The following is a 25111-nucleotide window of genomic DNA, read 5'->3' as shown; positions in this document are numbered from 1 at the left end:
CGACAACCTCGCCGCCCTGTGCCGCTTCCACCACCGCCTCAAGACCCACACCGCCTGGCGCTACGAGATGACCTCGCCCTGTTGCTTCGAGTGGACCAGCCCCCACGGCCACCGCTACCGACGCGACCACACCGGCACCACCGCACTCGACGAGGCCGAACTGCCCGGCATCCCGCGCCCGCGACGACCATGACCCCGCCCCTGACCCCGCCGCCCCCGGACGGTGGGGCCACAGGAACGTCCTGACGGCGTCGTCGGATGCGGCTTCCCGCCCCGCGAGCGCCGGTCGATACTGGTGGGATGCCCGCGATGCTTGGGTGCGGCGTGATGCTGGCAGTTGCCCTCGTGCTGGCGGTGCGCTGGCGCAGCTACTCGCTCGACGTGCCTGCCGGTGACGACGAGGACTCGACGCCGGGCGGTCGGGCCGTCCGCGCCTTGACGTGTCGGCTGTGCGTAGGCGCCTACGCCGGAGTTCTCACTGGACTGTTCGTGGTGGGCCCCGGTGGACGCCTGGTGATGAGGCTGTTGGCCGCGACGTCGCCGGAGGCCCAGGGCCGGCTCACCGAGGCGGAAGCGGTGGTCGGTGACATCACCGTCGGTGGCACCGTGTTCTTCGTCGTCTTCATGAGCATCGCCGCAGCGGGCATCGGTCTCCTGTACGCCGTGCTCGAACCCGCTCTTCCGCGCGGGCTCCCCGGTGGGGCACTGTTCGGCGCTGGCCTGCTCGTGGTCTTCGGGAGCACGATCGACCCGCTCAGGTCGGACAACCCGGACTTCGGCATCGTGGGGCCCGGATGGCTCGCCATCGTCGCGTTCACCACCCTGGCGATCGCCACCGGATGCTTCACCGCCGTGGCCGCGGCCCGGATCGGCGCCGCGGTGCCCCGACCCGACTCGTGGTCGTTCTCGGCTGTCCTGGCAGGCCGCACTGATCGTGGTGGCGGCGGGAGCTCTCCATCTCTGGTTCGGCGCTCGACCGGTGACGCGCCCTCCCAGCCCGGAGCGGGCACAGCTCTGGATCCGGGGCCTGCTGTTCGTAGCCGTCGTCGCACTCCTGCCCGAGTTTGGGCTCGCTGAGCACGATCGCCACCTGAGGGCATGGATTGACCGGGACCTATGCGGATGCAGGAGCTCCGTTTCGGTGTCGCAACGTCCCCCATCCCACCAGCATCCACGCGAGCCCCACGCACACGAGGGGGATCTCGAGGAGTCGCTCGTCGATCTCCGCCAGAGCGCCGCCGACCGCAAGGGCCGGCAGTGTGGCCACGCCGATCCAGAACGTCAACGCGGCCGGTGCGCCGTCGCTCCTGGGCAGGGCCAGCTGCCCCAGCAGCAGTGCCAGGGATGACACGGCGATCGACTGGTCCCATCCGCTGTCGAACAGCTCGGTCCACAACGCCATCGCTCCGGCAATGACGGCCAGCCAGGCCAGGCCCACGGCGACGGCCCGGCGGGTCCCGCGCGACGTGAGGAGAGCCACGCCCAGGAGGCTCAGGCCGAACAGGGGAAGCGCCAGGCCGAACGCCAGGGGCGGCTGCTCACCCACGACGAGGATCGTCACGCCCTTGACGACCCAGGCCAGTCCGCCTGCCAGGCCCGCAGCTCCACCGATCCGGATCAGGCGCGCGCTGCTGTCGGTCCTTAGGGCTGCAAGGTGAGCCATGTCCTCAGAATGCGCTCACCGTGCCCCTGGTGCGAGGGATCGCCACCAGCCCGCTCAGCGCAGCAGCTCGGCCAGCATCAGGTCCGAGGCCAGCAGGGCCTCGCGGTCGGGGGTGGAGCCGCTTGCCAGCAGCTCGTCGGCGGCGGTGGCCTCCACCAGCGCGTCGAGGCGTCGTCGTACGGTCGCGGGGCTGCCGGCCACGGCCCGGTCGAGCGACGCCTCCACCCGTCGGCGTACCTGGCTCGGCCAGGACGCCTCGCGGATGGCACCGATGCTCTGGAGCGGCGGGAACTCGCCGGTCTGACGCGAGCGTGCCATCGCCCAGGCCTCGGGCAGGGCGAGCTCGCGGCCGGTCGAGTCGTCGTCGGCGACGAGGACGTCCAGGGAGATCGTCACGCGCGGTTCGCTGCCGCGGTGGGGGCGGAACCCGCGGCGGTAGTGCGCCAGCGCGTCGGGGAGCTCCGCGGACCCGAGGACGGGCCCACCCACGACCACGGGCAGGCCCAGCCGGGCGGCGACCTCCAGCCCGCGCCCGGTAGCCAGCACGTGCATCGGTACCGGCCCGCCCGTGGAGGGCCGTGCGGTGACCTCGGCGGTGCCCTCGAGGTAGCCGCGCAGCTCCTCGAGGTCGTCCTCGAACGTGTCGCCGTCCTCGTGGTCACGTCGGAGGGCGCGGCGCACCGGCGGTGTGAAGCCGAGCGACCGGCCGAGCCCGAGGTCGACCCGACCGGGATGGAGCGCGTCGAGCACGAGGAACTGCTCGGCGACCACCAGCGGCTGGTGCAGCGGCAGCATCACCCCGCCCGACCCGATGCGGACCCGGTCAGTACGCGCTCCGATCGCGGCCAGGAGCACCGCCGGTGTCCCGGACGCGATGCCCGGGACCGCGTGGTGCTCGGCGACCCAGAACCGGCCGTAGCCGACCTGCTCCGCGTGCACCGCCCGGGCGACCGTCGCCTCGAGGGCCTCGGCGTCGGGCATGCCGACGAGGGTGCGGGAGCGGTCGAGCAGGGATGCCTTCACCTGTCGTCCAACGCCGCATCGGCCGACCGTCTTCCCGGCCCCGCGAGCCCAGCTCGACCGCCGGCTCAGCCCAGGGCGGCGCGCAGCCGGTTCTCGTCGACGCGCCAGAAGTCGTGCTGCTTGCCGTCGACGAAGGTCACCGGGATGTCCTCGCCGAAGCGGTCCGCCAGGTCGTCGTCGGTGGTGATGTCGACCTCCTCGAAGGACTCCCCCAGGTCGGCGCAGACGCGCTCGACGACCACGCGGGCGTCGTCGCACAGGTGGCAGCCCGGGCGGGTGTACAGCGTGATCCGGGGCGTGCTCATTCGAGGAGCCCCTGGACCCGACGACGCTCGAGGCCGCGCAACCGGCCCTTCTGCACCTTGCCGGTCACGGTGAGGGGCAAGGTCTCGACGACCTCGATGCGTGAGGGCTGCTTGAAGCGCGCCAGCCGGCCCTCGGCGTGGGTTCGCACGGCGCCCTCCAGGTCGGTCGCGCGCTCCGCGTCCCCACCGTCGGAGGACGCGACGACGTACGCCACCACGGCCTCGCCGGTGACCTCGTCCGGTACGCCGATCACGGCAGCGTCGACGACGCCGTCGACCTCGCGCAGCACCTCCTCGACCTCGGTCGGGTAGACGTTGAAGCCGCTGACGATCACCAGCTCCTTGACCCGGTCGACCAGGAAGAGGTCGCCGCTCGCGTCGAGGAAGCCCACGTCGCCCGTGCCGTACCAGCCCTCGTCGTCGGGGCCGTCGGACCCGTCGGGCCAGTAGCCGCTGAAGAGGTTGTCCCCGCGCACCTGGATCTCGCCGGGGTCCTCCCCCTCGACCTGGCCCCAGGTCTCGTCGACCAGGCGCAGCTCGATGCCGGGCAGCGCCGCACCGACCGAACCGGCGCGGGGGTCGCGGCTGCACAGCGTGCTCGTCACCACCGGCGACGCCTCGGTGAGCCCGTAGCCCTGGTGCACGGGGATGCCGGTGATCGAGGTGAACTCCTCGATCACCGCGCCCTCGAGCGGCGCCGACCCGGACAGCACGAGCCGGACCGGTCCGAGCCGCTCGCGCAGGTGCTCGTCGGGCAGCCAGTGGGCGAAGACGGGCGGCGCGATCGGCACGACGCTGCACGCCTCGTCGTCGATGAGGTCGAGCACCGCCTGCGGCTCGAAGCGCTCGACGAGCAGCAGCCGCGCACGGTGTCGCAGCACCCCGCCGAGCACGGCGTTGAGGCCGTAGACGTGAAAGAGCGGCAGCACCCCGAGCACCACGTCGTCGCCGTGCATCATCGGCGGCTCGACGGCGGCGACCTGCTCGAGGTTGGCCAGCATCGCGCGGTGGCTGAGCATCGCCGCGCGGGGCCGACCCGAGGTGCCGCTGGTGTAGAGGAGGGCGGCGAGCTTCTCGGGGTCGGGCAGCGGCGGGACAGGACGTACGACGTCCGCGCGCAGGTCGTCGAGGGAGAGCTCCCCCTCGCCGGGCGCGGTGCCGGTGGCGACGACGACCGGCCGGGCGACGTCCGCGTCGAGCTCGGCCAGCGCAGCGCGTACGGCGTCGAGGGCGGTCTCGTCGGCGACCACCATCCGGCTGCCGGAGTCGGCGACCATCCGGGCGAGCTCGCCGGGGGTCGACCGGGGGTTGACCGGTACGGCGACGACCTGGGCCCGGAGGACGCCGAGGTAGGTCGTGACGAACTCGATGCGGTTGCCGACGGCGAACATCACGCGCTGGCCGGCGCGGATGCCGTGGGCTCCGAGACCCGTCGCGATGCGGGCGACCTCGTCCTCGAGACCGGCCCAGGTGAGCGAGCGGCCGCCGCTCTCGACGAGGGCCTGCCGGTCGGGCACGTCGTCGGCAGCCTCCGCCACCAACGCAGAGATGTCGTGGCGCGGCATGGCTCGATCCTTCCACAGCTACGCTGGCTGGGTGACCCCGTCCGAGCGACCCCGGCGCCTCAACCTGCAGCAGCGCTCGGCCCTCGCGGGCGAGGCTGCGGCGGCATCGGCGGACGTCGAGAACGCCCTCGTCTGGCCGAGCGACCCGACCGCCGCCGCCTTCTTCGACGTCGACAACACCGTCATGCAGGGCGCCAGCATCTTCCACTTCGCGCGCGGGTTGCACCGCCGCAAGTTCTTCACCACGAAGGAGATCGCCTCCGCCGCGTGGAAGCAGGCCTACTTCCGGATCGCCGGCGTCGAGGACCCCGAGCACGTGGCCGACGCGCGCAACTCCGCGCTGTCGTTCATCGCCGGGCACACGACGGCCGAGCTCGAGGAGCTCGGCGAGGAGATCTTCGACGAGGCGATGGCGCACCGGGTGTGGCCCGGCACCCGCGCCCTGGCGCAGATCCACCTCGACGAGGGGCAGCGGGTGTGGCTGGTGACGGCGGCACCGATCGAGATCGCCACCATCATCGCCCGGCGGCTCGGCCTCACCGGCGCCATGGGCACGGTGGCCGAGCACGTCGACGGCGTCTACACCGGCCAGCTCGTGGGCGACCTGCTCCACGGCCCCGCCAAGGCGGAGGCGATCAAGGCGCTCGCGGCCCGCGAGGGACTCGACCTCGCCCGCTGCTCGGCGTACTCCGACTCCAGCAACGACCTGCCGATGCTCTCGCTCGTCGGCGACCCGTGCGCGATCAACCCCGATGCCCGGCTCCGGGCGCACGCCCGCGCCCACGGCTGGCGGGTCCACGACTACCGCACGGGCCGGAAGGCGGCGCGGGTCGGCTTCCTCGGCGCAGCGGTCGCCGGCGCGGTGACGGGCGCTGTCGCCGCCGGGGTGAGCCTGCGCGGGCGCGACCGCTCCGCCTGACCTGTAACTGAAAGTTACTCGCGGGTTCACAAGACCGGGAACGGCCCTTATCGTGCATAGTGCTGCAACCGGGAGGGGACACCGCATGCGGTCGACGAACGACCTCGATCGTGCCTTCGAGCACGGCATGGACGCGCTCCGGCGCGCGGTCCTCGCTGCGCTGGCCCCCCAGCCGTCCCTCGATCCCGTCCTCCGTCCCGTCCTCCAGCCCGTGGGCCACGTGCTGCTGTCCCAGACATCGACGCCGGGCTCGGCGTCCGTCGGCGGCCCCGACGGGCGCTCCGGCTCCGGCCCCGTCGGTGACGAGGACCGCGCGACGTCGTCGGAGGTCGACGAGGCCGAGCGCGAGCGGCTGATCGCCCTCGTCGAGCTCGCTCGTGGCGGCGACAAGGAGGCGTTCGGCCTCCTCTACGACCACTACCAGGCCTCGGTCTACCGCTTCCTGTACTACCGCACCCGTTCGCAGACGCTCGCCGAGGACCTCACCTCGGAGACCTTCTTCCGGGCGCTGCGCAGCATGAACGGCTTCCGGTGGCAGGGCAAGGACTTCGGCGCCTGGCTGATGACGATCGCGCGCAACCTCACGATGGACCACTTCAAGGCGGGCCGCACCCGCCTCGAGATGACCACCGAGGACATGACCCCCCACGACGACACCACCGAGGGGCCCGAGGACACCGTCATCGCCGGCCTCACCAACGAGGTGCTGCTCAAGGCGCTCACCGAGCTGCCGGTCGAGCAGCGCGAGTGCCTCATCATGCGGTTCCTGCAGGGCCTCTCGATCGCCGAGACGGCGCGCGCCCTCGACCGTTCCGACGGTGCGGTCAAGCAGCTCCAGCTCCGCGGGGTGCGCAATCTCGCCAAGCTGCTGCCGGAGGGGTTGAGAGACGCGTGACACACCCCGTAACCCCTGCCCCGTCTGGCTCGTTCGCCCCAGTGGGAGGACCCGCCAGCTGTGAGACAGGACGACCGCGATGACAGCCCCCTTCTCGGCACGACGCCGTGCCGAAGAGTTCGAGGCACTCCTCTCCCGCGACCCCACGACCACGCCCTCGGGGCGTGACGCCGAGCCGTACGCCGACCTGCTCGACGTCGTCGCCGACCTGCGGGCGGTGCCGCCCGTCACCGCGCGGCCCGAGTTCGTCGCGTCGTTGCGCGAGCGCCTGATGGCCGAGGCCGACACCGCGCTGGTGCGGCAGCCGCCCGCCCCGTCACCACTGGCGATGCCTGCCTCGTCGCGCACTCGCCAGCGGCGCATCGGCGCCCTCCTCGGCGGCGCCGCCCTCGTCGGCTCGGCGGCCACCATGGCCGTCGCGGCGCAGACCGCGCTTCCCGGCGAGTCCCTCTACGGCGTGAAGCGCGGGATCGAGTCGGCGCAGGTACGCCTCGCCACCGACGAGGCCGACCGCGGCCGCACCCTGCTCGCCCAGGCCGGCACCCGCCTCACCGAGCTCGAGGAGCTGGCCGCCGGCGACGCGGGGCGCGACCAGCTCGTGCCCGACACGCTCGACTCCTTCACCCGCCAGTCCAGCGACGGCGTGCGCAGCCTGCTCGTGTCGTACGAGGCCACCGGCAACGAGAGCGACGCGCAGGTCGCGCGCGACTTCACCGCCACCAGCATGGACCGCCTCCAGCGACTGCAGGGCGAGCTGCCCGAGAGTGCCCGCGACGACCTCGTCGCCGCCGGACGGACGCTCGCCGACCTCGATCTCGAGGTGAGCAACACCTGCCTGACCTGCACCGGCGGCATCACCACGACCCCCGAGTTCCTGCTGACCAGCGCCCCGCAGGTCGGCCTGCTCAGCGGCCTCGACACGGACCAGCTGACGCTGGAGGGAGCGCCGATCTCAGGCCAGGACCTCACCGGCATCACTGTCCCCGAGGCCCTCGACCCGCAGCAGGTCGTGCCGACCGCGCAGCCGTCCACCACTCCCAGCCCCGGACCGGGTTCCGTGGTGCCCGACCCGACCAGCACCGACCCCGCCGAGCCCGACCCGACCAAGCCCGTCAAGGACATCACCAAGAACCTCACCGACACGGTGACCGACACGACCGACACGGTGACCGACACGACCGACACCGTCACCGACGGCCTCACCGACACCACCGGCACCCTCACGAGCCAGCTCGACGACGTGACCGGCGGCGCGCTCGGCGGCCTCACGTCGGGCGCCGACAACGCGACCGGCGGGCTCATCGGCGAGGTGACCGGCACCCTCGACGGACTCACCGGCGGCACGCTCGGCAACGCGACCGGCGGACTCCTGCCCTAGCTGCTGGGCTCGACGACGTCGGGAGGTCAGCCGAAGGCGCTGCCGCGATCGCGCAGCAGGTCGAACAGCGTGTGCTGGATGGTCTCGCGCACCTGGTCGGTGACGTTGAAGACCAGCATCGGGTCCTCGGCCTCGCCGGGCTCGTAGGCGTCGGTGCGGATCGGCTCGCCGAACTCGAGGATCCACTTCGAGGGCAGCGGCACCATGCCGAGCGGACCGAGCCACGGGAAGAACGGCGTGATCGGGATGTAGGGCACCCCGAGCAGCCGCGCCAGCGACGGAACGTTGCCGACGAGCGGGTAGATCTCCTCGGCCCCCACCACGGAGAGCGGGATGATGGGTACGCCGGTGCGCAGCGCGGCCGAGACGAATCCGCCGCGCCCGAAGCGCTGCAGCTTGTAGCGCTCGCTGTACGGCTTGCCGATGCCCTTGAACCCCTCCGGCCAGACACCGACGAGCTCGCCGCCGGACAGCATCCGCTCGGCGTCCTCGGTGCAGGCCAGGGTGGCGCCGCCCTTGCGGGCGAGCGAGCTGACCAGGGGCAGCTTGAAGACCAGGTCGGCGCCGAGCGGGCGCAGGAAGCGGCCAGCGTGGTCGTGCACCGTCAGCATGGTCATCAGACCGTCGATCGGCACGGTGCCGGAGTGGTTCGAGACCACGAGCGCGCCGCCCTCGGCGGGGATGTTCTCCAGCCCCCGGACCTCGAGGCGGAACCACTTCTCCGCGATCGGGCGGAGCGCGGCCATGAAGAACCGCTCGGTCAGCTCCCGGTCGAAGCCGTAGTCGTCGACGTCGTAGTCGCCCTCGAGGCGGCGGCGCACGAACGCCATCAGCTCGGCGAGGCGGCGCTCCCAGTCGGCGCCGAAGATCTCCTGCGCGGCGTCCTGGGCCGCGGCCAGCCAGTCCCCGACCGGGATGCCGGTGGTGGGCGACGGCCGTTCGACGTCGTCGACGGCGGTTGGCCCCGCGTCGGCGGGCGGCGCAACGATCTCCTCGCCGGACGGGTCGGTCGACGCGGTCGACCGGGCCGACGTGGTGGGGCGGACCGACGTGGGGCGGGCCGACCCGCTCGCCCGGCTCGCGCCGGTGCGGGCCTTCTTCTTCCCCGCGGCCGGGGAGCCCGGCGCGGCGGACGCGGCCTTGCGGGCCGACGGGGCCAGGTTGCGCGCGGCCGAGGACGGTCGGGCGCTGCCGGAACCGCGGCCCGGGCGGCCGCCGGTGCCGATCGGGATGACGACGGCGTCGTCGCCGTCGCGGCGGCGGGCTTCCTCAGGCACGGCCGGCCCCCTCCCTCACGGCGGGCGCGACCGACTGGCAGAAGTCGGCGAACGCCTCGGCCGTGGTGAACTGCGGCTCGAAGCCGAGCACGGTGCGCATCCGGGTGGTGTCCACGCCTCGACCGTAGGTCAAGAACCCCAGCTGCTCGGGCGAGAAGTCCGACACGCGGGCCTGGCGCATGGTCGAGGCGAGCCGACCGACCGCGAAGCGCGGCAGCGAGACCGACGGCGTGCCGAGGCGTCGTACGGCCTGGCTCAGCGTCATCACCCCGTCGCCGGCGACGTTGAAGGTGCCGGGCACGCCGGTGGTCGCGGCGTGGCGCAGCACCCGCATCAGGTCGTCCTCGTGGAGGAGCTGGAGTCGCGGGTCGAAGCCCAGGACCCGCGGGATCACCGGGAGCCGGAAGTAGTCGGTCAGCGGGCTCGAGACGTGGGGGCCGACCACGTTGGCCGCCCGGATCATCGTGACGTCGACGTCGGGACGCCGGCGGGCGAAGCCGCGGACGTAGCCCTCGACCTCGTAGACGTCCTTGGCGTAGCCCGAGGAGGGCAGGCGCTTGGGACCCATGTCCTCGGTGAACATCGCGGGGTCACGAGGGCCCGAGCCGTAGACGGTGGTGGTCGACTTCACGACCAGCCGCTCGACGGTCGTCGACTTCTGGCACGCAGCGAGCAGCTGCATGGAGCCGATGACGTTGAGCTCCTTCATCGTCCCTCGCCCACCGGCGGAGCCGGGGGTCGCGATCACGCTCATGTGGACGACGGTGTCGACGTCCTCCTTCGCGATGACCTTCGCGATGACCGGGTTGCGGATGTCGGCGCGGACGAAGGAGACGTCGCCGATGTCACCGCGCGGCGGGACCGCGTCCACGCCGATGACTCGATCGATGGACGGGTCGCCGGTCGCGGCGCGCGCGAATCGTCGTCCGATGTCCCGGGAGATCCCGGTGACCAGCACGACCCGCCCCATGGTCGAGGGGTGTTACTTGCCGAGCTTGCGGCGCTGCACGCGCGTCTTCTTGAGAAGCTTGCGGTGCTTCTTCTTGGCCATGCGCTTGCGCCGCTTCTTGATGACAGAACCCACGAATCAGACCTTTCCTTGCGACCGACGTTCGTCGGTCGGACCCGCTCACCCTACTTGCCGGGTGCGGGCAGCGTGGAATCGAGTCGGACCAGTGGATCCCGGCCGGGGACGAGCGGCGTCAGCCGGCGTTGTAGAAGCTCTTGCGGAGGTACTCGTTGACGTCGTCCTCGCGGACCCGGAAGGAGCGGCCGACGCGGACGGCGGGCAGCTCGCCGCCGTGCACGAGCCGGTAGACCGTCATCTTCGAGACGCGCATCCTGGCCGCGACCTCGGCGATGGTCAGGAACTGCGCCTCGGACATGTCACCTGGGGTGTTCTCAGCCATGGGTGTGCACCGATCCTTCTGCGCGGCGACGGCGCCGGCTTCCGAACCGGCGTCACAGGCGTGCCGCTCTCGCTGACAATAGGGCTCGCGTGACGCGTGGGGAAGGGTAATGCCAGAGAAACTTGTGTGACTGCGGCGTGTCGGCTTGCCTCAGGGCAGCGGGTCGAGGCCGTGGAGCGGGAAGACCTCGGTGCGCGTGGCGTTGATGGCGCGGTCCAGCCAGGTCTCGGGGTCGTAGCCCCCCGACCAGTCCCGGTAGGCCGGCGTGCGGCCATCGGTCATCCGGTGCGGCGCGGTCGCCCCGAGCACCTCCTCGACGTACGCCCGCCATGCCGGAGGCGTCGGCTGCTCCGGATCGATCGGGGTGCCCGCGACGATGGCCAGCAGGTGCGTCCAGGCGCGCGGCACGACGTCGACGACGGAGTAGCCACCGCCGCCCGTGACGACCCACCGCCCGCCCGCGACCTCGTGGGCGAGCTCGTGCAGGGCGAGGTAGGCCGCCCGCTGGCCGTCGACGCTGAGCATCATGTGGGCGAGCGGGTCGTTCATGTGGGAGTCGCAGCCGTGCTGGGTGACCAGCACCTGCGGGGCGAACTCACGCAGGATCGGGGGTACGACGGCGTGGAACGCGCGCAGCCACCCGGCGTCGGCGGTGCCGGGCGGCAGTGCGACGTTGACCGCCGTTCCCTCGGCACCGGGGCCGCCGGTGTCGCTGGGGAAGCCGGTGCCGGGGAAGAGCATCTGCCCGGTCTCGTGCAGGGAGATGGTGAGGACCCGCGGGTCGTCCCAGAAGACCTTCTCGACGCCGTCGCCGTGGTGGACGTCGATGTCGACGTAGGCGACCCGCTCGGCACCATCGGCGAGCAGCTGCGTGATCCCCACCGCGACGTCGTTGTAGATGCAGAAGCCGCTGGCCTTGTCGGGCATCGCGTGGTGCAGGCCGCCGGCGATGTTGACGGAGTGCAGCGACTCCCCGCTCCAGACCTGGCGGAACGCCTCCAGGGTGGCGCCGACGACGTGCGCGCTGGCGAGGTGCATGTCCGCGAACACGGGGTCGTCCTCGGTGCCGAGGCCGCGGGCGGCGTCCTCGAAGCCGGGCGTCGCGCCGGCCCGGGTGACCGCGTCGATGAGGCCCTGCTCGTGCACGGTCGCGATCTGCTCGTCGGTGGCGACGGGGGCGTCGACGCGCTTGATGCCGGCGAGCACGCCGAGCTCGTCGGCCAGGCGCATCGTCAGGTCGACGCGCACCGGCGACATCGGGTGGGTGGGCCCGAAGTTGTACTCCGTGAGCGTCTGGTCGAAGACGACGGACGCAGGCCCTGCACACTCCATGTGGCGGACGTTACTCCCACCCCGAGCGGTCAGCTGCCCTCGGCCAGCTCGCGAGAGCGGTTGCGGGCGGCCTCCATCGCGGCGAGGAAGGCCGCACGCACGCGGTGCACCTCCAGCTCGCGCAACGCCGAGGCGGTCGTGCCGCCCGGCGAGGTGACCTGCTCGCGCAGCACCACGGGGTGGGACCCGGTCTCGCGGAGCATCGCCGCCGACCCGACGAGCGTCTGCACGACCAGCTCGGTCGCCGTGGCGCGCGGCAGGCCGAGGTGGACGCCCGCCTCGATCATCGACTCCACGACGAAGAAGATGTAGGCGGGCCCGGACCCGGAGATCGCGGTGACGGCGTCCATCTGCTTCTCCGGGATGCGAAGCACCTTGCCCGTCGACGCCATCAGCGACTCGGCCTCGGTCAGGTGCGACTCGTCGCAGTGCGAGCCGGGCGAGATGGCGGCCATCCCCTCGTCGACGAGCGCCGGGGTGTTGGGCATGACCCGGACCACGGCGACGCCGTCGGGCACCCGCGCCTCGATGAAGGACGTCGTGATGCCGGCGGCGAGCGACACGAGCAGCTGGCCGGCGCGCAGGTCGGGGGCGATCTCGTCGAGCACGTCGCCCATGTCCTGCGGCTTGACGACCAGCGCGACCGTGTCGGCCTTGGCGGCGGCCTCGCGGTTGGACACGACGGCCACGCCGTACCGCTCCTCGAGCTCGCGCGCCCGCTCGGCACGCTTCTCGCCGACCATCAGCTGGTCGACGCGGCGACCGGCACGCACCAGTCCGGACAGCAGGGTCTCGCCCATGACGCCGGCGCCGATGATCGCTGTGCTCATGGCAGCAATCTACTGCCGGCCGGCCGGCTCCTATTTCTTCGAGACCAGGGACCGGACGAAGAACCCGAGGTTCTGCGGCTTCTCGGCCAGCCGGCGCATCAGGTAGCCGTACCACTCGGTGCCGTAGGGGATGTAGACGCGCACGGTCTCGCCGGCGCCCGCGAGGCGCTTCTGCTCCTCGGGACGGATGCCGTAGAGCATCTGGAACTCGTAGGTGCCTGGCCGCCGGCCGAAGCGGCTGGCGAGCGACGAGGCGATCTGCACCATGCGCGGGTCGTGGGTCGCGATCATCGGGTAGCCCTGGCCGCCGAGCAGCACCTTGAGGCAGCGGACGTAGGACTTGTCGACGTCGATCCGGTCCTGGAAGGCGACCTTCTCGGGCTCCATGTAGGCGCCCTTGCACAACCGCACCCGCGATCCCTCGTAGGCCAGGGCACGGCAGTCGGCCTCCGTGCGGCGCAGCATCGCCTGCAGCACGGCGCCGGTCTCGGGGAAGTCCTTGCGGAGCTCGCGCAGGATCGAGAGCGTCGAGTCGGTGGTGGTGTGGTCCTCCATGTCGAGGGTCACCGTGGTGCCGGCGTTGCGGGCGGCGCGGCAGATCTCGCGGGCGTTCTCGAGGGCGACCTTGTGGCCGTTGTCGGGGAGGGACTGGCCGATCGCGCTGAGCTTGACCGACACCTCCGCGTGCGGCGCGAGGCCCTTGGCCGCGAGGTCGGCGAGGACCTCCTTGTAGGCCGCGACCGTCGCCTCGGCCTGGGCCGCGTCGGTGGTGTCCTCGCCGAGGTAGTCGAGCGTCACCCGCAGGCCGTCGTCGACCAGGACCGACGTGGCCGCCACCGCGTCGGCGGTCTTCTCGCCCGGCACGTAGCCGGTCACGATCGAGCTCGAGACCGGCATCGTGGACACGAGCTTCTTGACCCCCTGGCTGCGGGCGAGGAGGAGGATCGGCTGGCGGAGCAACGACATGGCGGCAAGGCTACGCCGACCTCCACCGAACCTTCACAGCTCCTCCACCCCTTCCGGGTCGGTGTTCTCCTAGCGTCGTCCGCATGATCACCGCACGCGGCCTCACCAAGGTCTACGGGAGCATCCGCGCCGTCGACGACCTCACGTTCGACGTCGTGCCGGGAGCCGTCACCGGCTTCCTGGGGCCCAACGGCGCCGGCAAGTCCACCACCATGCGCATGATCGTCGGCCTCGACCGACCGACGGCAGGCACGGCCACCGTGGGCGGCAGGCCGTACGCCGCACTGCCGGCTCCGCTGCGTGAGGTCGGGGCGCTGCTCGACGCGGGCGCGATGCACCCCGGCCGCACCGGTCGGGCGCACCTGCGGATCGCGGCCCACACCCACGGGATCGCCTCGTCGCGCGTCGACGAGGTGCTCGACCAGGTGGGCCTCGCCCATGCGGGCCGCCGCCGGATCCGCGGGTACTCGCTCGGCATGCGGCAGCGGCTCGGCATCGCCGCTGCGCTCCTCGGCGACCCGCAGGTGCTGCTCTTCGACGAGCCGGTCAACGGCCTCGACCTCGACGGCGTGCGCTGGATCAGGTCGTTGCTGCGAGGCTTCGCCGACGAGGGGCGCACGGTCCTCGTCTCCAGCCACCTGATGAGCGAGGTGCAGCTCGTCGCCGATCGCGTCGTGGTCATCGGCGACGGCCGACTCGTGGCCGACTCGACGGTCGCCGAGCTCCTCGGCCGGGCGGGCGGCCCGCGGGTGCGGGTCCGCACACCGCGCCCCGACGACCTGATCCGCCACCTCCCCGCCCACGCCCTCGCGGAGCGGACCGGCACCGACGAGCTGGAGGTGGCCGGGATCGGGCCGGCCGACGTCGGCGACCTCGCCCACGCGGTCGGCGTACCCGTGCACCACCTCTCCGAGGTCGAGCAGTCGCTCGAGCACGCCTACCTCGCCCTCACCGGTCAGCAGGTCGACCCCGTCCCGGAAGGACTCGCCCGATGAGCCCCGCCCTCACCCTCGTCCGCGCCGGTCGCGCGGAGTGGTCCCGGATCTGGACCGTCCGGTCGAGCTGGATCTTCGCCGGCGCCCTGCTCGTCGTCGTCCTCGGGTTCGGCGCGGTCATCGGGAACGACGCATCCGGCGACCCGTCGGAGATCACACCGGGGTCGACGGCCTGGGACGGCATCCGCTTCACCGGGATGTTCGCGCTCTTCGGCCTCGTCGCGATGGCCGCGGTGATCGCGACCGCCGACAACGCGACCGGCGGAATCGTGCCGACGCTGCAGTGGACGCCCCGGCGGGGCATCCTGCTCGCGGCCCGCACCGCGGTCGTCGCCGGCACCACGACCCTCCTCGGGCTGCTGTCGATGACCGCTGGCGCGGTCGTGGTGTGGACGTTCGTCCCGTTCCTCGGCCTCCCGCTGGACGACGGCGCCGCCCTCGTCGGCGAGATGGGCGTGGTCCTGGCCTGCGGCGCCCTGCTCGGGGTCGGGCTGGGCCTCGCGACCCGCAGCACGGCCGCCGCCCTCGTCCTCGCCATCGCGCTCCTCCTCGTGGGACCGCTCCTGCTGGCCCAGCTCCCCTACGACTGGACCCTCAGCGTCTCGACCCACCTGCCCGGCTCGGGTGCCCTCTTCCTGATCTTCGGCGAGGGACCGAGCGACGACATGACCACGACCTCGGCCCGCCTCACGATGGTGGCCTGGTCGCTCGCCGCGCTGGCCGCCGGCGGGTGGCGGCTCCTCGCCACCGATGCCGACCACTGACGTCCATCCACCACTCCCGGAGGAACCCGTGTCCACACCCCGCTCCCGCTACCTGCTCGCCCTCGGCGCGTCCCTCGGCACCGTCCTGTTCCTCCTGCTGGGCATCGGTGCCCTCGGCATCGTGGGCGACGGCGACCGCGACTGGCTCTACCTGGCGGCGCCGGCGGTCCTGCTGGTCGTCGCCGTGGCGACCCGGTTCCGACCGGACGGCATGGTGCTGGCCCTCGGCGCCGCCGCGGCGACCACCGTCGTCGCAGGTGTCGTCGCCGTCGTCCTGGTCGCCGCCGACGACACGGCCGCGTCGATCGCGGACGTGATCATGCTGACCGCGATGTACGCCGGACTGTTCGCGGTGGGCGCGTGGCTGTTCAGCCGGGTCAGGGTGTCCGGCGCCTGAGGGTGCCGGCGCCCAGCGCGAGCGCACCCAGCGCGAAGCCGGCCACGACCGCCACGTCGCGCCACACCGCGCTCGTGTCGGCCGCTCCGACGAGCTCCTGCATGGCGTCGACGGCGTACGACAGCGGCAGCACGTTGCTGATCGCCTCGAGCACGGCGGGCATCGCCTCGCGCGGCACGAAGAGCCCGCAGAGCAGGATCTGCGGCAGCACGAACGCGGGCATGAACTGCACCGCCTGGAACTCGGTCGTCGCGAACGCGCTCACCAGCAGCCCGAGCGCCGTGCCGAGGACGGCGTCGGCGACGGCCACGACACCGAGGAGCCAGACCGGGCCGGCGACGTCGAGGCCCAGCAGGCCGACGCTGACGGCGACCGCGAGCGTCGACTGCACGGCGGCCAGCAGGCCGAAGGCGATCGCGTAGCCCAGCAGGAAGTCGAGCTTGCCGAGGGGCATCGTGAGCAGCCGCTCGAGGGTGCCGGACGAGCGCTCGCGCAGCGTCGTCACGCTCGTCACCAGGAACATCACGATGAAGGGGAACATCGCCAGCAGGCCCGGCCCGAAGCGGTCGAAGAGGTCACCGGGCAGGTCCGCGAACATCCACCACAACAGGGTGATCAGCGCGCACGGGACCACCATCAGCATGGCCAGCGTGCGGTGGTCACGACGGACCTGCGTGAGGACGCGACCGGCGACGGCGAGCGTGATGCGCGCGCTCATTCGGGGTCCCCGGGGCGTTGTTCGGGGGAGCGCAGCGGAGGAGAAGAACGTCGTGGGGTGTTACTCATCGGGCACCACCCGGTCCCTCGACGAGGTGGAGGAACGCCTGCTCGACGTCCGGGGCACCGGTGCTGCGACGGATCTCGTCGGGCGAGCCGTCGGCGATGATCCGGCCCTCGCGCATCAGCAGGAGCCGGTGGCAGCGCTCGGCCTCGTCCATGACGTGGCTCGAGACCAGCACGGCGGCCCCGCCGTCGGCGATCCGGTGGAACAGGTCCCACAGGTCGCGGCGCAGGACCGGGTCGAGGCCGACCGTCGGCTCGTCGAGCACCAGCAGGTCCGGCGTACCCAGCAGCGCCACCGCCAGGCTGGCCCGGCTGCGCTGTCCGCCCGAGAGCCGGCCCACGACCTGCGAGCGGTGGTCGTCGAGACCCACCGCGTCGACGGCCTCGTCGACCTGGGCGCGGTCGACCCCGAGCACGCGGGCGAAGAAGGCGAGGTTCTCCGCCACGGTGAGGTCGTCGTAGACGCTCGCGGCCTGGGTGACGTAGCCGACGCGGGTCCGCAGCGGGCGGCTGCCCGCGGGCTCCCCGAGCACCTCGACGGTCCCTGACCGCACCTGCTGCGCCCCGACCAGGCAGCGCATCAGCGTCGTCTTGCCGCAGCCGCTCGGTCCGAGCAGGCCGGTGACGCCGGCCGGGACGTCGAGCGAGATGCCGGGCAGCACCTCGCGCTCGCCGCGCACGACGACGAGGTCCCGTACCTCCACGACGTTTTTCATCATGTGTTGAATTGTGCGCCGAGGCGAGCACGCCGTCAACCCCGCAAGCGGTGAGTGAGGCAGGTTCTGACGGCCGAGAACGTGCGTCACACACCGCTCGACCCTCGCGGCGGACAGGCGTACGACGGCTACGGCAGGTCGCCCGTCAGGTAGTGCTGGAGCACCGGGCCGACCCGCGCCACGACGTCGTCGGCCGACATCTCGGCCATCGGCGGGAGGGCGAGGAGGTAGCGGGTGACGATGAGCCCGACGACCTGGCTGGCGACGAGAGGTACGCGCACCTCCGGGCGGTCCACCACGAGCTGCGCGAGCACGGGGCCGACGACTACCGGGATGAAGCCCTCGTTGAGCAGGGTCGCGCCGTCCTCGCTGAGCACCGAGCGGACCACCGCGAGCAGCCGCACCTGGATCTCCGGATCGTCCCACACCGACAGGAAGGTGCGAAGGAGCCGCTCCCCGGCGCCGTCCGGCCCTTGGGCGACCACGGGAGCCAGGAGCTCGCGCGGGTCGACGGGCATCTCCAGCGCGGCGAGGAAGAGGTCGTCCTTGCTGCCGAAGTAGTGGTGCACGAGCGCGGGGTCGACACCGGCGGACGCCGCGACGGCCCGGATCGTCGTACCCCGGAAGCCCTTCTCGGCGAACGACGCCCTCGCGGCGGCGAGGACCTCGGCCCGGGTGTCGGGGGCTCCGGGGCGCCGGCCGCGGGACGTGCGCGGGTTGGTGGGAGAGGTCGCCGGGGTGCTCATGGCGTGGGTACGGCGAGGTGCGCGCGGGCGAACTCCAGCGACTCCCTGAGGTCGGCCTCGCGCTCGGTCTTGCTGGCGGCGCGCCGGGTGTTGATCTCGAGCACGACGTGGCCGGAGAAGCCCCGAGCGGCGAGGTGGCGCAGGAACGCCTCGGCCTTCATCACCCCGCGACCGGGCACGAGGTGCTCGTCCTTGGCCGAGCCGGTGCCGTCGGTGAGATGGATGTGGCGCAGGGTGTCGCCCATCCGGTCGGCCATCTCGATGACGTCGCTTCGGGCGATGGCCGCGTGGGAGAGGTCGATCGTGGTGTTGGCGTAGCTCTCCGAGCTCGGGTCCCAGCCGGGCAGGTACATCTCCATCCCGCGGCGCGAGGACGCGCGCCACGGATACATGTTCTCGACGGCGAAGGCGATGCCGGTGCGCGCCTCGAGGGACGCGATGCCCTCCACGAAGCCGGCGGCGTAGTCCTTCTGCCAACGGAACGGCGGGTGCACCACGACCACGTCGGCCCCGACCGCGTCCGCCATCTCGGCCGACCGCTCCAGCTTGACCCACGGGTCGGTGCCCCAGACCCGCTGGGTGAACAGCAGGCAGGGGGCGTGCACGGCGCAGATCGGCACCTGGTGGTGGTCGCTGAGCTTCTTGACCGCGTCGACCTGCTGGCTCAGCGAGTCGATGCCGACCATCACCTCGACCGCGTCGTAGCCGAGCTGCGCCGCCCACCCGAAGGCGTGCGCCGTCGACTCCGGGTAGACCGAGGCGGAGGAGAGCCCGATCAGCGGGACGGACGAGGACGTGACCATGGTCAGCGCACCCTGGTGATGACGGAGATCTGGTCGAGCCGCTCGAGGATCACGCCCTCGCGCAGCGCCCAGGGGCAGATCTCCAGCTCCGTCAGGTCGAAGATGTCCATGCAGGCCTCGGCGACGAGGGCGCCCGGCACGATCTGGTGCGTGCGGCTCGGCGAGACCCCGGGCAGCTCGGCGAGGTCCTCGGCGGACATGTCCATCAGCTTGGGGATCCAGCTCGAGAGCGCGTCGAGCTCGAGCGCCCGCGGCACGAGCGGACCGTCGCCGCTCGGCGCGGCGCCGCAGATCCGCGCCAGCGAGCGGAAGGTCTTCGAGGTCGCGGCCGCCCGGTCGGGAACACCACCGCGCAGCAGGTGGCCGGCGTCGCGGGCGATCTCGGCGCGCACCTGCCGGCGCAGCTCGCGTACGTCGTCGTCGGAGGGCCGGCCGCCGCCGAACCAGGCCCGGGCCAGCCGGGCCGCGCCCAGCGGGAGCGACCAGGCGACGTCGGGGGCCTCGTCGGTGCCGCCAGCGATCTCGAGCGAGCCGCCGCCGATGTCGAAGACGGCGAGCCGGCCGGCCGACCAGCCGAACCACCGGCGGACGGCCAGGAACGTCAGGCGGGCCTCGTCCTCCCCCGACAGCACGTCCAGCGCCACCCCGCTGTGCTTCTCGACGTGCGCGAGCACCTCGTCGGAGTTGGCCGAGTCGCGCACGGCCGAGGTGGCGAAGCCGAGCATCTCCTCGCAGCCCTTGTCCTCGGCGATCCGCGTCGCCGAGGAGCAGAAGTCCGTGAGGGCCTTGATGCCCTTCTTGGTGACCGCCCCGTCCTCGTCGAGGTGCTCGGCGAGGCGCAGCGGCTGCTTGTGCGAGGAGGCCGGGAGGGGGGCGGCGCCACCGTGCGCGTCCACCACCAGCAGGTGGCCGGTGTTGGATCCGATGTCGAGGACGCCCAGGCGCATGCCTGCCACGCTACTAGGCCGGGCTACTGGGCCGGGACGGCGCAACTAGGCTGGCCGTGTGCCCGAAGTCGACCTGGTCTTCCCCCGTGCGTACGTCGAGTTCGCCGATCCCGCTGACGACGCCCAGGTCTTCCGCTGCGACCTGACCTGGCTGACCTCTGCCTACACGTGCATCTTCGGCCAGGGGTGCCAAGGCATCTACGCGGACGCCCCCGACGTCGGGTGCTGCACCCTCGGCGCCCACTTCGCCGACCGCGACGACGAGAAGCGGGTCGCGGCGTTCGTCGCCGAGCTCACCCCCGACGACTGGCAGCTCCACCCGCGTCGTGCGGTGCGCAAGGCGGACTGGATCGAGACCGACGACGACGGCGAGCGCAAGACGCGGGTCGTGGAGGTCGACGGCCAGCAGGCGTGCGTCTTCCACAACCGCACCGACTTCACCACCGGCGCCGGGCACGTCGGCGCCGGCTGCGCGCTGCACGGCCTCGCATTGCGCCAGGGCCGCAACCCGCTGGAGACCAAGCCCGACGTGTGCTGGCAGCTGCCCATCCGCCGCCAGTTCCGCGAGGTGGAGCGGCAGGACGGCACCTCCTACACCGAGGTCTCGATCGGCGAGTACGACCGCCGCGGCTGGGGTCCGGGCGGGCACGACCTCGACTGGTACTGCTCGGGCAACACCGAGGCGCACGTCGCGCCCGAGCCGGTCTACCTCACCCACGAGCCCGAGCTCGTCGAGCTCATGGGCGCCGAGGCGTACGCCGAGCTGGTGCGGCACTGCGAGGCCCACGCGGTTTCGCGATCAGCGCTCGCACTGCACCCCGCGTCGCCACGGCACTTTTGAGCGACAGCCGCGCAAAAGTGCTGGACCCTGCGTTGAAAGTGGTTGTGACGTGCATTACCTTCGACAGGTGGCACCCTCCCCCAACCCCCGGACCGAGGATCACGGCCCCGGCGGCACTCTCGGCATCTGGTTCATCGGCGCTCGCGGCTCGCTCGCGACCACCGCGACCATCGGCCTGAGCGCCCTCGCCGCCCACCTGACCGACGAGACCGGCTGCGTCTGCGCCCACCCCGACCTCGACGCGCGCGGCCTGCCGGCGTACGCCGACATCGTCGTGGGCGGCCACGACGTCGACACCCTCCCGCTCGTCAAGCAGGCCGAGCGCCTGGTGGCGGGCGGCGTGGTGCCGGGGATCCTCGCGCACCAGGTCACCGCCGAGCTCGAGGCGACCGAGGCCCGGCTGCGCCCGGGCGTGCGCCACGGCGAGTCCGGCGACCAACGCGTCGACGTGGAGCGCCTCGCCGACGACATCCGTGAGTTCGCCGCCGGCGTCGACCGGGTCGTCGTCGTCGACGTCTCGAGCACCGAGCCGCCGCACGACGCCGGCACCGACGCCGCCACCTGGGCCGACCTGGAGGCCGCCTGGTCGGCCGGACGCGCGCCCCTGTCGGCGAGCTCGGTCTACGCCTGCGCGGCCGTGCTGGCCGGAGCCGCCTACGTCGCCTTCACGCCGAGTCCCGGCATCGACGTGCCCGCCCTGGTCGAGCTCGCCGCGGAGCGTGGCCTGCCGTACGCCGGCAGCGACGGCAAGACGGGCGAGACCCTGGTGAAGTCGGCGCTCGCGCCGATGTTCTCCACCCGGTCGCTGGCCGTGCGGTCGTGGACCTCGATCAACCTCCTCGGCGGCGGCGACGGGTCCACCCTGTCCGACCCCGCGGCCCGGGAGAGCAAGACGAGCACCAAGCGGTCCGGCCTCGAGTCGATGCTCGGCCACCCGGTGCCCGGGCCGATGCACATCGACTACGTCGAGGACCTCGGCGACTGGAAGACCGCCTGGGACCACGTCCGCTTCGACGGCTTCCTCGGCACCCGGATGACGATGCAGTTCACCTGGGAGGGCTGCGACTCGGCCCTCGCGGCGCCGCTGGTGCTCGACCTCGCACGCCTCACCGCGCGGGCCGTGGCCGTCGGCGAGACCGGCCCCCTGGCCGCCCTCGGCTTCTTCTTCAAGCAGCCGATCGGCTCGCAGGAGCACCGACTCGCGCAGCAGTGGGACGCCCTGCTCGCCTGGTCGACGGAGTGCGCCGACCGGGTGACGACGTGAGGGTCGCCGACCTCGTCGAGCTGACCCGGGCCCCCGCCGCGTTCTCCATCCCGGGGGACGCGTGGTCCGGCGCCGCGCACGCGGCGACCGCCGGGCGGGGCTGGGCGATGCCGATCGCCTCCACCTGCCTCTACTGGTCGGGCATGGCCTTCAACGACTGGTGCGACCGCCACGTCGACGCCGAGGAGCGGCCCGAGCGCCCGATCCCCTCGGGCCGGGTCAGTCCCGACGCCGCCCTCGCCGTCGCCGCCGGGCTCGGTGCGGCCGGCCTTGGCGTCGCCGCCATCGTCGGCGGTCGCTCTGCCGTCGCTGTTGCGGCCCCGCTCGCGCTCATGGTGGTGGCGTACGACGCCGTCGCGAAGGACGCGGCCGTCGGACCCCTCGCGATGGCGTCCACACGGGGGCTCGACGTCCTCCTCGGCGCCCACGCCTCGCCCGCGAGCGCCTGGCAGCCGGCACTCGCGATGACCGCGCACACCGCGGGCCTCACCTGGCTCAGCCGCGGGGAGGTGCACGGAACCCGACCCGAGGTCGCCGGTGCGGTCGCGGCCGGCACCCTCGCGGTGGCCGCCGCCACGGCGCACGCCGCGTTCCACGACCCGCACGCCGGTCGCCTCGCTCGCACGGCAGGCGTCGGCCTGTCGGCGGCGTACGCCGTCGTGGTCGGCCGCGCCCAGGCCCGCGCCGCGCAGCAGCCCACGGCCGAGGCAGCCCGTGCCGCCACCCGCACCGGGATCGGCGGGTTCTCGCTCCTCCAGGGCGCCTGGCTCGCCCGCCGCGGCCGGCTGGCCGCGGCCGCGACCGTCGTGGGCGCCGGCCCGGCCTACCGCGCCCTGTCGCGCCGCTGGAGCCCGACGTGAGCGCCCCGGCGAAGGGCGCCCTGCGGCTGGGCTACGGCAGCAACGGCTTCTCCGGGCACCGGTTCCCCGACGCCTGCGCGGTGATCGCCGGGCTCGGCTACGACGGTGTCGCCCTCACCCTCGACCAGCCGCACCTCGACCCCTTCGCCGACGACGCGACCGCCCAGACGGCGCGTGCCGCGAAGTCCCTCGCCGACCACGGGCTGGCCGTCGTCATCGAGACGGGCTCGCGCTACGTCCTCGACCCGTGGCACAAGCACGAGCCCACCCTGGTCAGCGACGGCGACCGCGGCCCGCGCATCGAGCTCCTGACCCGTGCCGTGCGCATCGCCGCCGACCTGGGCGCCGAGGCGATGTCGTGCTGGTCGGGCGTCCTTCCAGAAGGCGCCAGCGCCGAGGACGGCTGGCGCCGGCTCACCGACGGCCTCGGTCCCGTGCTCGACCTCGCGCACGACCTCGACGTCACGGTGTGCTTCGAGCCCGAGCCCGGCATGCACGTCGACACGGTCGACGAGGCGCTCGAGCTGCGCCGCCGGCTCGGTGAGCCCGAGCACCTCCGGCTGACCCTCGACCTGGGCCACCTCGTGTGCAACGAGCCGCGCAGCCCGGAGGCGTCCATCGCCGTCGCCGGTCCGCTCATCGGCAACGTGCAGGTCGACGACATGGTGCGCGACGTCCACGAGCACCTCGAGCTCGGCACCGGCACCCTCAACCTCGACGCGGTCCTCCGCGCGCTGCTGGCCACCGGCTTCGGCGGCCTCGCCAGCGTCGAGCTCCCGCGCCACTCGCACGCGGCACCCACCGTTGCCGCGCGGCAGATCGCCGCCCTGCGCACGTCGCTCGAGCGCCTCGGCGCGGAAGGAGAACGACCATGACCGCCATCCAGCCGCTCGCCGACCACAGCGTCATCGAGGCCGCCCTCGACGACGGCGCTCGTGAGCGGTGGCACGCGCTCCGCGACGAGGTCGCGGCCGACCCGGCACGGCTCGGGCGCGTCTTCCCCGCCACCGCACGCAGGACCGGGCGCGGGCCCCTGCCCGGGACCGACGGCGTGCTCCTCGAGGACGCCGTACGCGTCGAGCTGGTGGCGCTGGCCGCCAGCAGGATCGAGTCCGACGCGCTGCTCGACGAGCTGCGCGAGCTCTACCGCTACGGCGACAGCGACGAGAAGCGCGCCGTCCTGCAGGTCCTCAACGGCATCGAGGCCGCCGTCGAGGGCGCGCTCGACGGCACCGACATCGTGCTCGACGCCCTGCGGACCAACGACACCCGCCTCGTCGCCGCCGCGATGGGTCCGCACAGCGACCGGCTGGACGACGACTCGTGGCGCCAGGGCGTGCTCAAGTGCCTGTTCACCGGCGTCCTGGTCGCGTCGGTCACCGGGCTCGCGCGCCGCGCCGACCGTCAGCTGGCCGAGATGGTGCAGCGCTACCAGCGCGAGCGCGAGGCCGCCGGGCGCGACGTACCCCTCGACGTGCAGGTCGTCCTCGACGCCTGCGCCGCCTCCCTCGAGAACGACCCCGACCAGCGCCAGCAGAAGGACTCCTGATGCGCATCTTCGACCCGCACATCCACATGACGTCGCGCACCACCGACGACTACGAGGCGATGTACGCCTCCGGCGTCCGCGCGCTCGTCGAGCCGGCGTTCTGGCTGGGCCAGCCGCGCACCACCGTCGGCTCGTTCACCGACTACTTCGACGCGCTCGTGGGCTGGGAACGGTTCCGCGCCTCGCAGTTCGGCATCGCCCACCACTGCACGATCGCGCTGAACCCCAAGGAGGCCAACGACCCGCGGTGCGCCGAGGTGCTCGACGTGCTCCCCCGCTACCTCGCCAAGGACGGCGTGGTCGCCGTGGGTGAGGTCGGCTTCGACTCGATGACCGTCGACGAGGAGAAGGCGTTCGTGCGGCAGCTGGAGCTCGCCGTCGAGTTCGAGCTGCCGGCGATGGTCCACACGCCCCACCGCGACAAGGAGCAGGGCACCCGCCGCACCCTCGAGCTCGTCACCGAGTCGGGCCTTGCACCCGGCATGGTCGTCGTCGACCACCTCAACGAGGTCACCGTCGACCAGGTCGACCAGGCCGGCTGCTGGATGGGGTTCTCGATCTACCCCGACACCAAGATGGACGAGCACCGGATGGTCGCGATCCTGCAGCGCCGCGGCCTCGACCGGGTGCTGGTCAACTCGGCCGCCGACTGGGGCCGCAGCGACCCGCTCAAGACCTCGAAGACCGGTGCGGCGATGCTCGAGGCCGGCTTCTCCGCCGACGACGTCGACCGCGTGCTGTGGCGCAACCCGATCGAGTTCTTCGGCCAGAGCGGCCGGCTGCTCGTCGACCCGGACCTCGCCGACGACGCCTCCGCCGACGCGTCCGCCGACGCCTCGGCGACCTTCGAGGGCAACTCGATCCTGCGCGGCTCGCGGGACTGA

The 25111-nt window shown here is 72.7% G+C and carries 29 protein-coding genes and 1 pseudogene; 14 read left to right on the top strand and 16 right to left on the bottom strand.

The genetic code is table 11. The features are described 5' to 3' along the window. Positions 1–193: pseudogene (locus tag ACFQW6_RS16415) on the top strand (hypothetical protein); the annotation flags it as partial. A gap of 107 nt (positions 194–300) precedes the next feature. Then, positions 301–1077: a hypothetical protein gene (locus ACFQW6_RS16410; protein WP_378547503.1), complete on the top strand. Its 777-nt coding sequence runs from the start codon at positions 301–303 to the stop codon at positions 1075–1077. Positions 1078–1114: 37 nt separating this feature from the next. On the opposite strand, the gene ACFQW6_RS16405 is transcribed toward ACFQW6_RS16410, so the two are convergent. The 4 genes from ACFQW6_RS16405 to ACFQW6_RS16390 all read right to left on the bottom strand — a co-directional run bounded on the left by ACFQW6_RS16405 (position 1115) and on the right by ACFQW6_RS16390 (position 4556). Beyond that, complete coding sequence (locus tag ACFQW6_RS16405) at positions 1115–1663, bottom strand: hypothetical protein (protein ID WP_378547500.1); 549 nt, start codon at positions 1661–1663, stop codon at positions 1115–1117. A 54-nt stretch (positions 1664–1717) separates the two neighbouring features. Continuing rightward, the gene (locus ACFQW6_RS16400) at positions 1718–2686 is read right to left on the bottom strand and encodes an MsnO8 family LLM class oxidoreductase (RefSeq protein WP_378547497.1); all 969 of its coding nucleotides are present in this window, start codon (positions 2684–2686) and stop codon (positions 1718–1720) included. Between the two features lie 65 nt (positions 2687–2751). Then, on the bottom strand, positions 2752–2991 hold the full coding sequence (locus ACFQW6_RS16395; protein WP_378547494.1) for a glutaredoxin family protein: 240 nt from the start codon (positions 2989–2991) through the stop codon (positions 2752–2754). Then, on the bottom strand, positions 2988–4556 hold the full coding sequence (locus tag ACFQW6_RS16390; protein WP_378547491.1) for a class I adenylate-forming enzyme family protein: 1569 nt from the start codon (positions 4554–4556) through the stop codon (positions 2988–2990). The genes ACFQW6_RS16395 and ACFQW6_RS16390 overlap by 4 nt, the downstream gene beginning before the upstream one ends. Here ACFQW6_RS16390 and ACFQW6_RS16385 point away from each other — a divergent pair. The 3 genes from ACFQW6_RS16385 to ACFQW6_RS16375 all read left to right on the top strand — a co-directional run bounded on the left by ACFQW6_RS16385 (position 4555) and on the right by ACFQW6_RS16375 (position 7748). Beyond that, on the top strand, positions 4555–5475 hold the full coding sequence (locus ACFQW6_RS16385) for an HAD family hydrolase (protein WP_378547488.1): 921 nt from the start codon (positions 4555–4557) through the stop codon (positions 5473–5475). The two genes, ACFQW6_RS16390 and ACFQW6_RS16385, sit on opposite strands and share 2 nt — an antisense overlap. Before the next feature lie 85 nt (positions 5476–5560). Next, complete coding sequence (locus ACFQW6_RS16380) at positions 5561–6370, top strand: sigma-70 family RNA polymerase sigma factor (protein WP_378547485.1); 810 nt, start codon at positions 5561–5563, stop codon at positions 6368–6370. A gap of 79 nt (positions 6371–6449) precedes the next feature. Then, positions 6450–7748: a DUF5667 domain-containing protein gene (locus ACFQW6_RS16375; protein WP_378547482.1), complete on the top strand. Its 1299-nt coding sequence runs from the start codon at positions 6450–6452 to the stop codon at positions 7746–7748. Between the two features lie 26 nt (positions 7749–7774). On the opposite strand, the gene ACFQW6_RS16370 is transcribed toward ACFQW6_RS16375, so the two are convergent. From ACFQW6_RS16370 to ACFQW6_RS16340, 7 genes are all read right to left on the bottom strand, one after another. Beyond that, the gene (locus tag ACFQW6_RS16370; RefSeq protein ID WP_378547479.1) at positions 7775–9025 is read right to left on the bottom strand and encodes a lysophospholipid acyltransferase family protein; all 1251 of its coding nucleotides are present in this window, start codon (positions 9023–9025) and stop codon (positions 7775–7777) included. Further along, a complete protein-coding gene (locus ACFQW6_RS16365) occupies positions 9018–9995 on the bottom strand; it encodes an NAD-dependent epimerase/dehydratase family protein (protein WP_378547476.1) in 978 nt (325 codons plus the stop codon). Before ACFQW6_RS16365 ends, ACFQW6_RS16370 begins: the two co-directional genes overlap by 8 nt. Positions 9996–10007: 12 nt before the next feature. Further along, positions 10008–10109, bottom strand: a complete 102-nt coding sequence (locus ACFQW6_RS16360) for a 30S ribosomal protein bS22 (RefSeq protein ID WP_008356322.1) — start codon at positions 10107–10109, stop codon at positions 10008–10010. A 118-nt stretch (positions 10110–10227) separates the two neighbouring features. Then, the gene (locus ACFQW6_RS16355; protein WP_191194381.1) at positions 10228–10434 is read right to left on the bottom strand and encodes a helix-turn-helix domain-containing protein; all 207 of its coding nucleotides are present in this window, start codon (positions 10432–10434) and stop codon (positions 10228–10230) included. 150 nt (positions 10435–10584) lie between these two features. Then, the gene (locus ACFQW6_RS16350; RefSeq protein WP_378547474.1) at positions 10585–11766 is read right to left on the bottom strand and encodes an acetoin utilization protein AcuC; all 1182 of its coding nucleotides are present in this window, start codon (positions 11764–11766) and stop codon (positions 10585–10587) included. Positions 11767–11795: 29 nt separating this feature from the next. Then, positions 11796–12596, bottom strand: coding sequence for a pyrroline-5-carboxylate reductase (gene proC, locus ACFQW6_RS16345; RefSeq protein ID WP_378547471.1), 801 nt, complete (start codon positions 12594–12596; stop codon positions 11796–11798). Positions 12597–12626: 30 nt separating this feature from the next. Further along, positions 12627–13556, bottom strand: a complete 930-nt coding sequence (locus tag ACFQW6_RS16340) for a proline dehydrogenase family protein (RefSeq protein ID WP_378547608.1) — start codon at positions 13554–13556, stop codon at positions 12627–12629. Positions 13557–13645: 89 nt separating this feature from the next. Here ACFQW6_RS16340 and ACFQW6_RS16335 point away from each other — a divergent pair, with 89 nt between their 5' ends. Genes ACFQW6_RS16335 through ACFQW6_RS16325 form a run of 3 tightly spaced genes read left to right on the top strand, consistent with a single transcriptional unit; the run spans position 13646 to position 15718 of the window. Next, positions 13646–14557, top strand: a complete 912-nt coding sequence (locus tag ACFQW6_RS16335; RefSeq protein WP_378547468.1) for an ABC transporter ATP-binding protein — start codon at positions 13646–13648, stop codon at positions 14555–14557. Further along, positions 14554–15321: a hypothetical protein gene (locus ACFQW6_RS16330; RefSeq protein ID WP_378547465.1), complete on the top strand. Its 768-nt coding sequence runs from the start codon at positions 14554–14556 to the stop codon at positions 15319–15321. The genes ACFQW6_RS16335 and ACFQW6_RS16330 overlap by 4 nt, the downstream gene beginning before the upstream one ends. A gap of 28 nt (positions 15322–15349) precedes the next feature. Further along, a complete protein-coding gene (locus ACFQW6_RS16325; protein WP_378547462.1) occupies positions 15350–15718 on the top strand; it encodes a hypothetical protein in 369 nt (122 codons plus the stop codon). On the opposite strand, the gene ACFQW6_RS16320 is transcribed toward ACFQW6_RS16325, so the two are convergent. From ACFQW6_RS16320 to ACFQW6_RS16300, 5 genes are all read right to left on the bottom strand, one after another. Further along, a complete protein-coding gene (locus ACFQW6_RS16320) occupies positions 15699–16436 on the bottom strand; it encodes an ABC transporter permease (RefSeq protein WP_378547459.1) in 738 nt (245 codons plus the stop codon). The genes ACFQW6_RS16325 and ACFQW6_RS16320 overlap by 20 nt on opposite strands. 64 nt (positions 16437–16500) lie before the next feature. Continuing rightward, positions 16501–17220 carry an ABC transporter ATP-binding protein gene (locus ACFQW6_RS16315; protein ID WP_378547456.1) on the bottom strand — a complete coding sequence of 240 codons (720 nt, stop codon included), beginning with the start codon at positions 17218–17220 and terminating at the stop codon, positions 16501–16503. A 125-nt stretch (positions 17221–17345) separates the two neighbouring features. Further along, on the bottom strand, positions 17346–17963 hold the full coding sequence (locus tag ACFQW6_RS16310; RefSeq protein ID WP_378547454.1) for a TetR family transcriptional regulator: 618 nt from the start codon (positions 17961–17963) through the stop codon (positions 17346–17348). Further along, a complete protein-coding gene (locus ACFQW6_RS16305; RefSeq protein WP_378547451.1) occupies positions 17960–18766 on the bottom strand; it encodes a sugar phosphate isomerase/epimerase family protein in 807 nt (268 codons plus the stop codon). Before ACFQW6_RS16305 ends, ACFQW6_RS16310 begins: the two co-directional genes overlap by 4 nt. Before the next feature lie 2 nt (positions 18767–18768). Then, positions 18769–19713 carry a Ppx/GppA family phosphatase gene (locus ACFQW6_RS16300; RefSeq protein ID WP_378547448.1) on the bottom strand — a complete coding sequence of 315 codons (945 nt, stop codon included), beginning with the start codon at positions 19711–19713 and terminating at the stop codon, positions 18769–18771. Between the two features lie 58 nt (positions 19714–19771). On the opposite strand from ACFQW6_RS16300, the gene ACFQW6_RS16295 reads away from it, so the two are divergent. From ACFQW6_RS16295 to ACFQW6_RS16270, 6 genes are all read left to right on the top strand, one after another. Continuing rightward, positions 19772–20554 (top strand): hypothetical protein, encoded by a 783-nt coding sequence (locus tag ACFQW6_RS16295; protein WP_378547445.1) that lies wholly within the window; start codon positions 19772–19774, stop codon positions 20552–20554. A gap of 67 nt (positions 20555–20621) precedes the next feature. After that, positions 20622–21818: an inositol-3-phosphate synthase gene (locus ACFQW6_RS16290; protein ID WP_378547442.1), complete on the top strand. Its 1197-nt coding sequence runs from the start codon at positions 20622–20624 to the stop codon at positions 21816–21818. Then, positions 21815–22678, top strand: a complete 864-nt coding sequence (locus ACFQW6_RS16285; protein WP_378547439.1) for an SCO3242 family prenyltransferase — start codon at positions 21815–21817, stop codon at positions 22676–22678. Before ACFQW6_RS16290 ends, ACFQW6_RS16285 begins: the two co-directional genes overlap by 4 nt. Then, on the top strand, positions 22675–23553 hold the full coding sequence (locus tag ACFQW6_RS16280; protein WP_378547436.1) for a sugar phosphate isomerase/epimerase family protein: 879 nt from the start codon (positions 22675–22677) through the stop codon (positions 23551–23553). The genes ACFQW6_RS16285 and ACFQW6_RS16280 overlap by 4 nt, the downstream gene beginning before the upstream one ends. Then, on the top strand, positions 23550–24227 hold the full coding sequence (locus ACFQW6_RS16275; RefSeq protein ID WP_378547433.1) for an EboA domain-containing protein: 678 nt from the start codon (positions 23550–23552) through the stop codon (positions 24225–24227). The genes ACFQW6_RS16280 and ACFQW6_RS16275 overlap by 4 nt, the downstream gene beginning before the upstream one ends. After that, on the top strand, positions 24227–25111 hold the full coding sequence (locus ACFQW6_RS16270) for a TatD family hydrolase (protein WP_378547430.1): 885 nt from the start codon (positions 24227–24229) through the stop codon (positions 25109–25111). Before ACFQW6_RS16275 ends, ACFQW6_RS16270 begins: the two co-directional genes overlap by 1 nt.

This window comes from Nocardioides sp. GCM10028917 (assembly GCF_042666175.1).
Lineage (GTDB): Bacteria > Actinomycetota > Actinomycetes > Propionibacteriales > Nocardioidaceae > Nocardioides.
The sequence above is the reverse complement of the archived record's forward strand: the minus strand, read 5'-3'. Positions and strand labels throughout refer to the sequence as shown.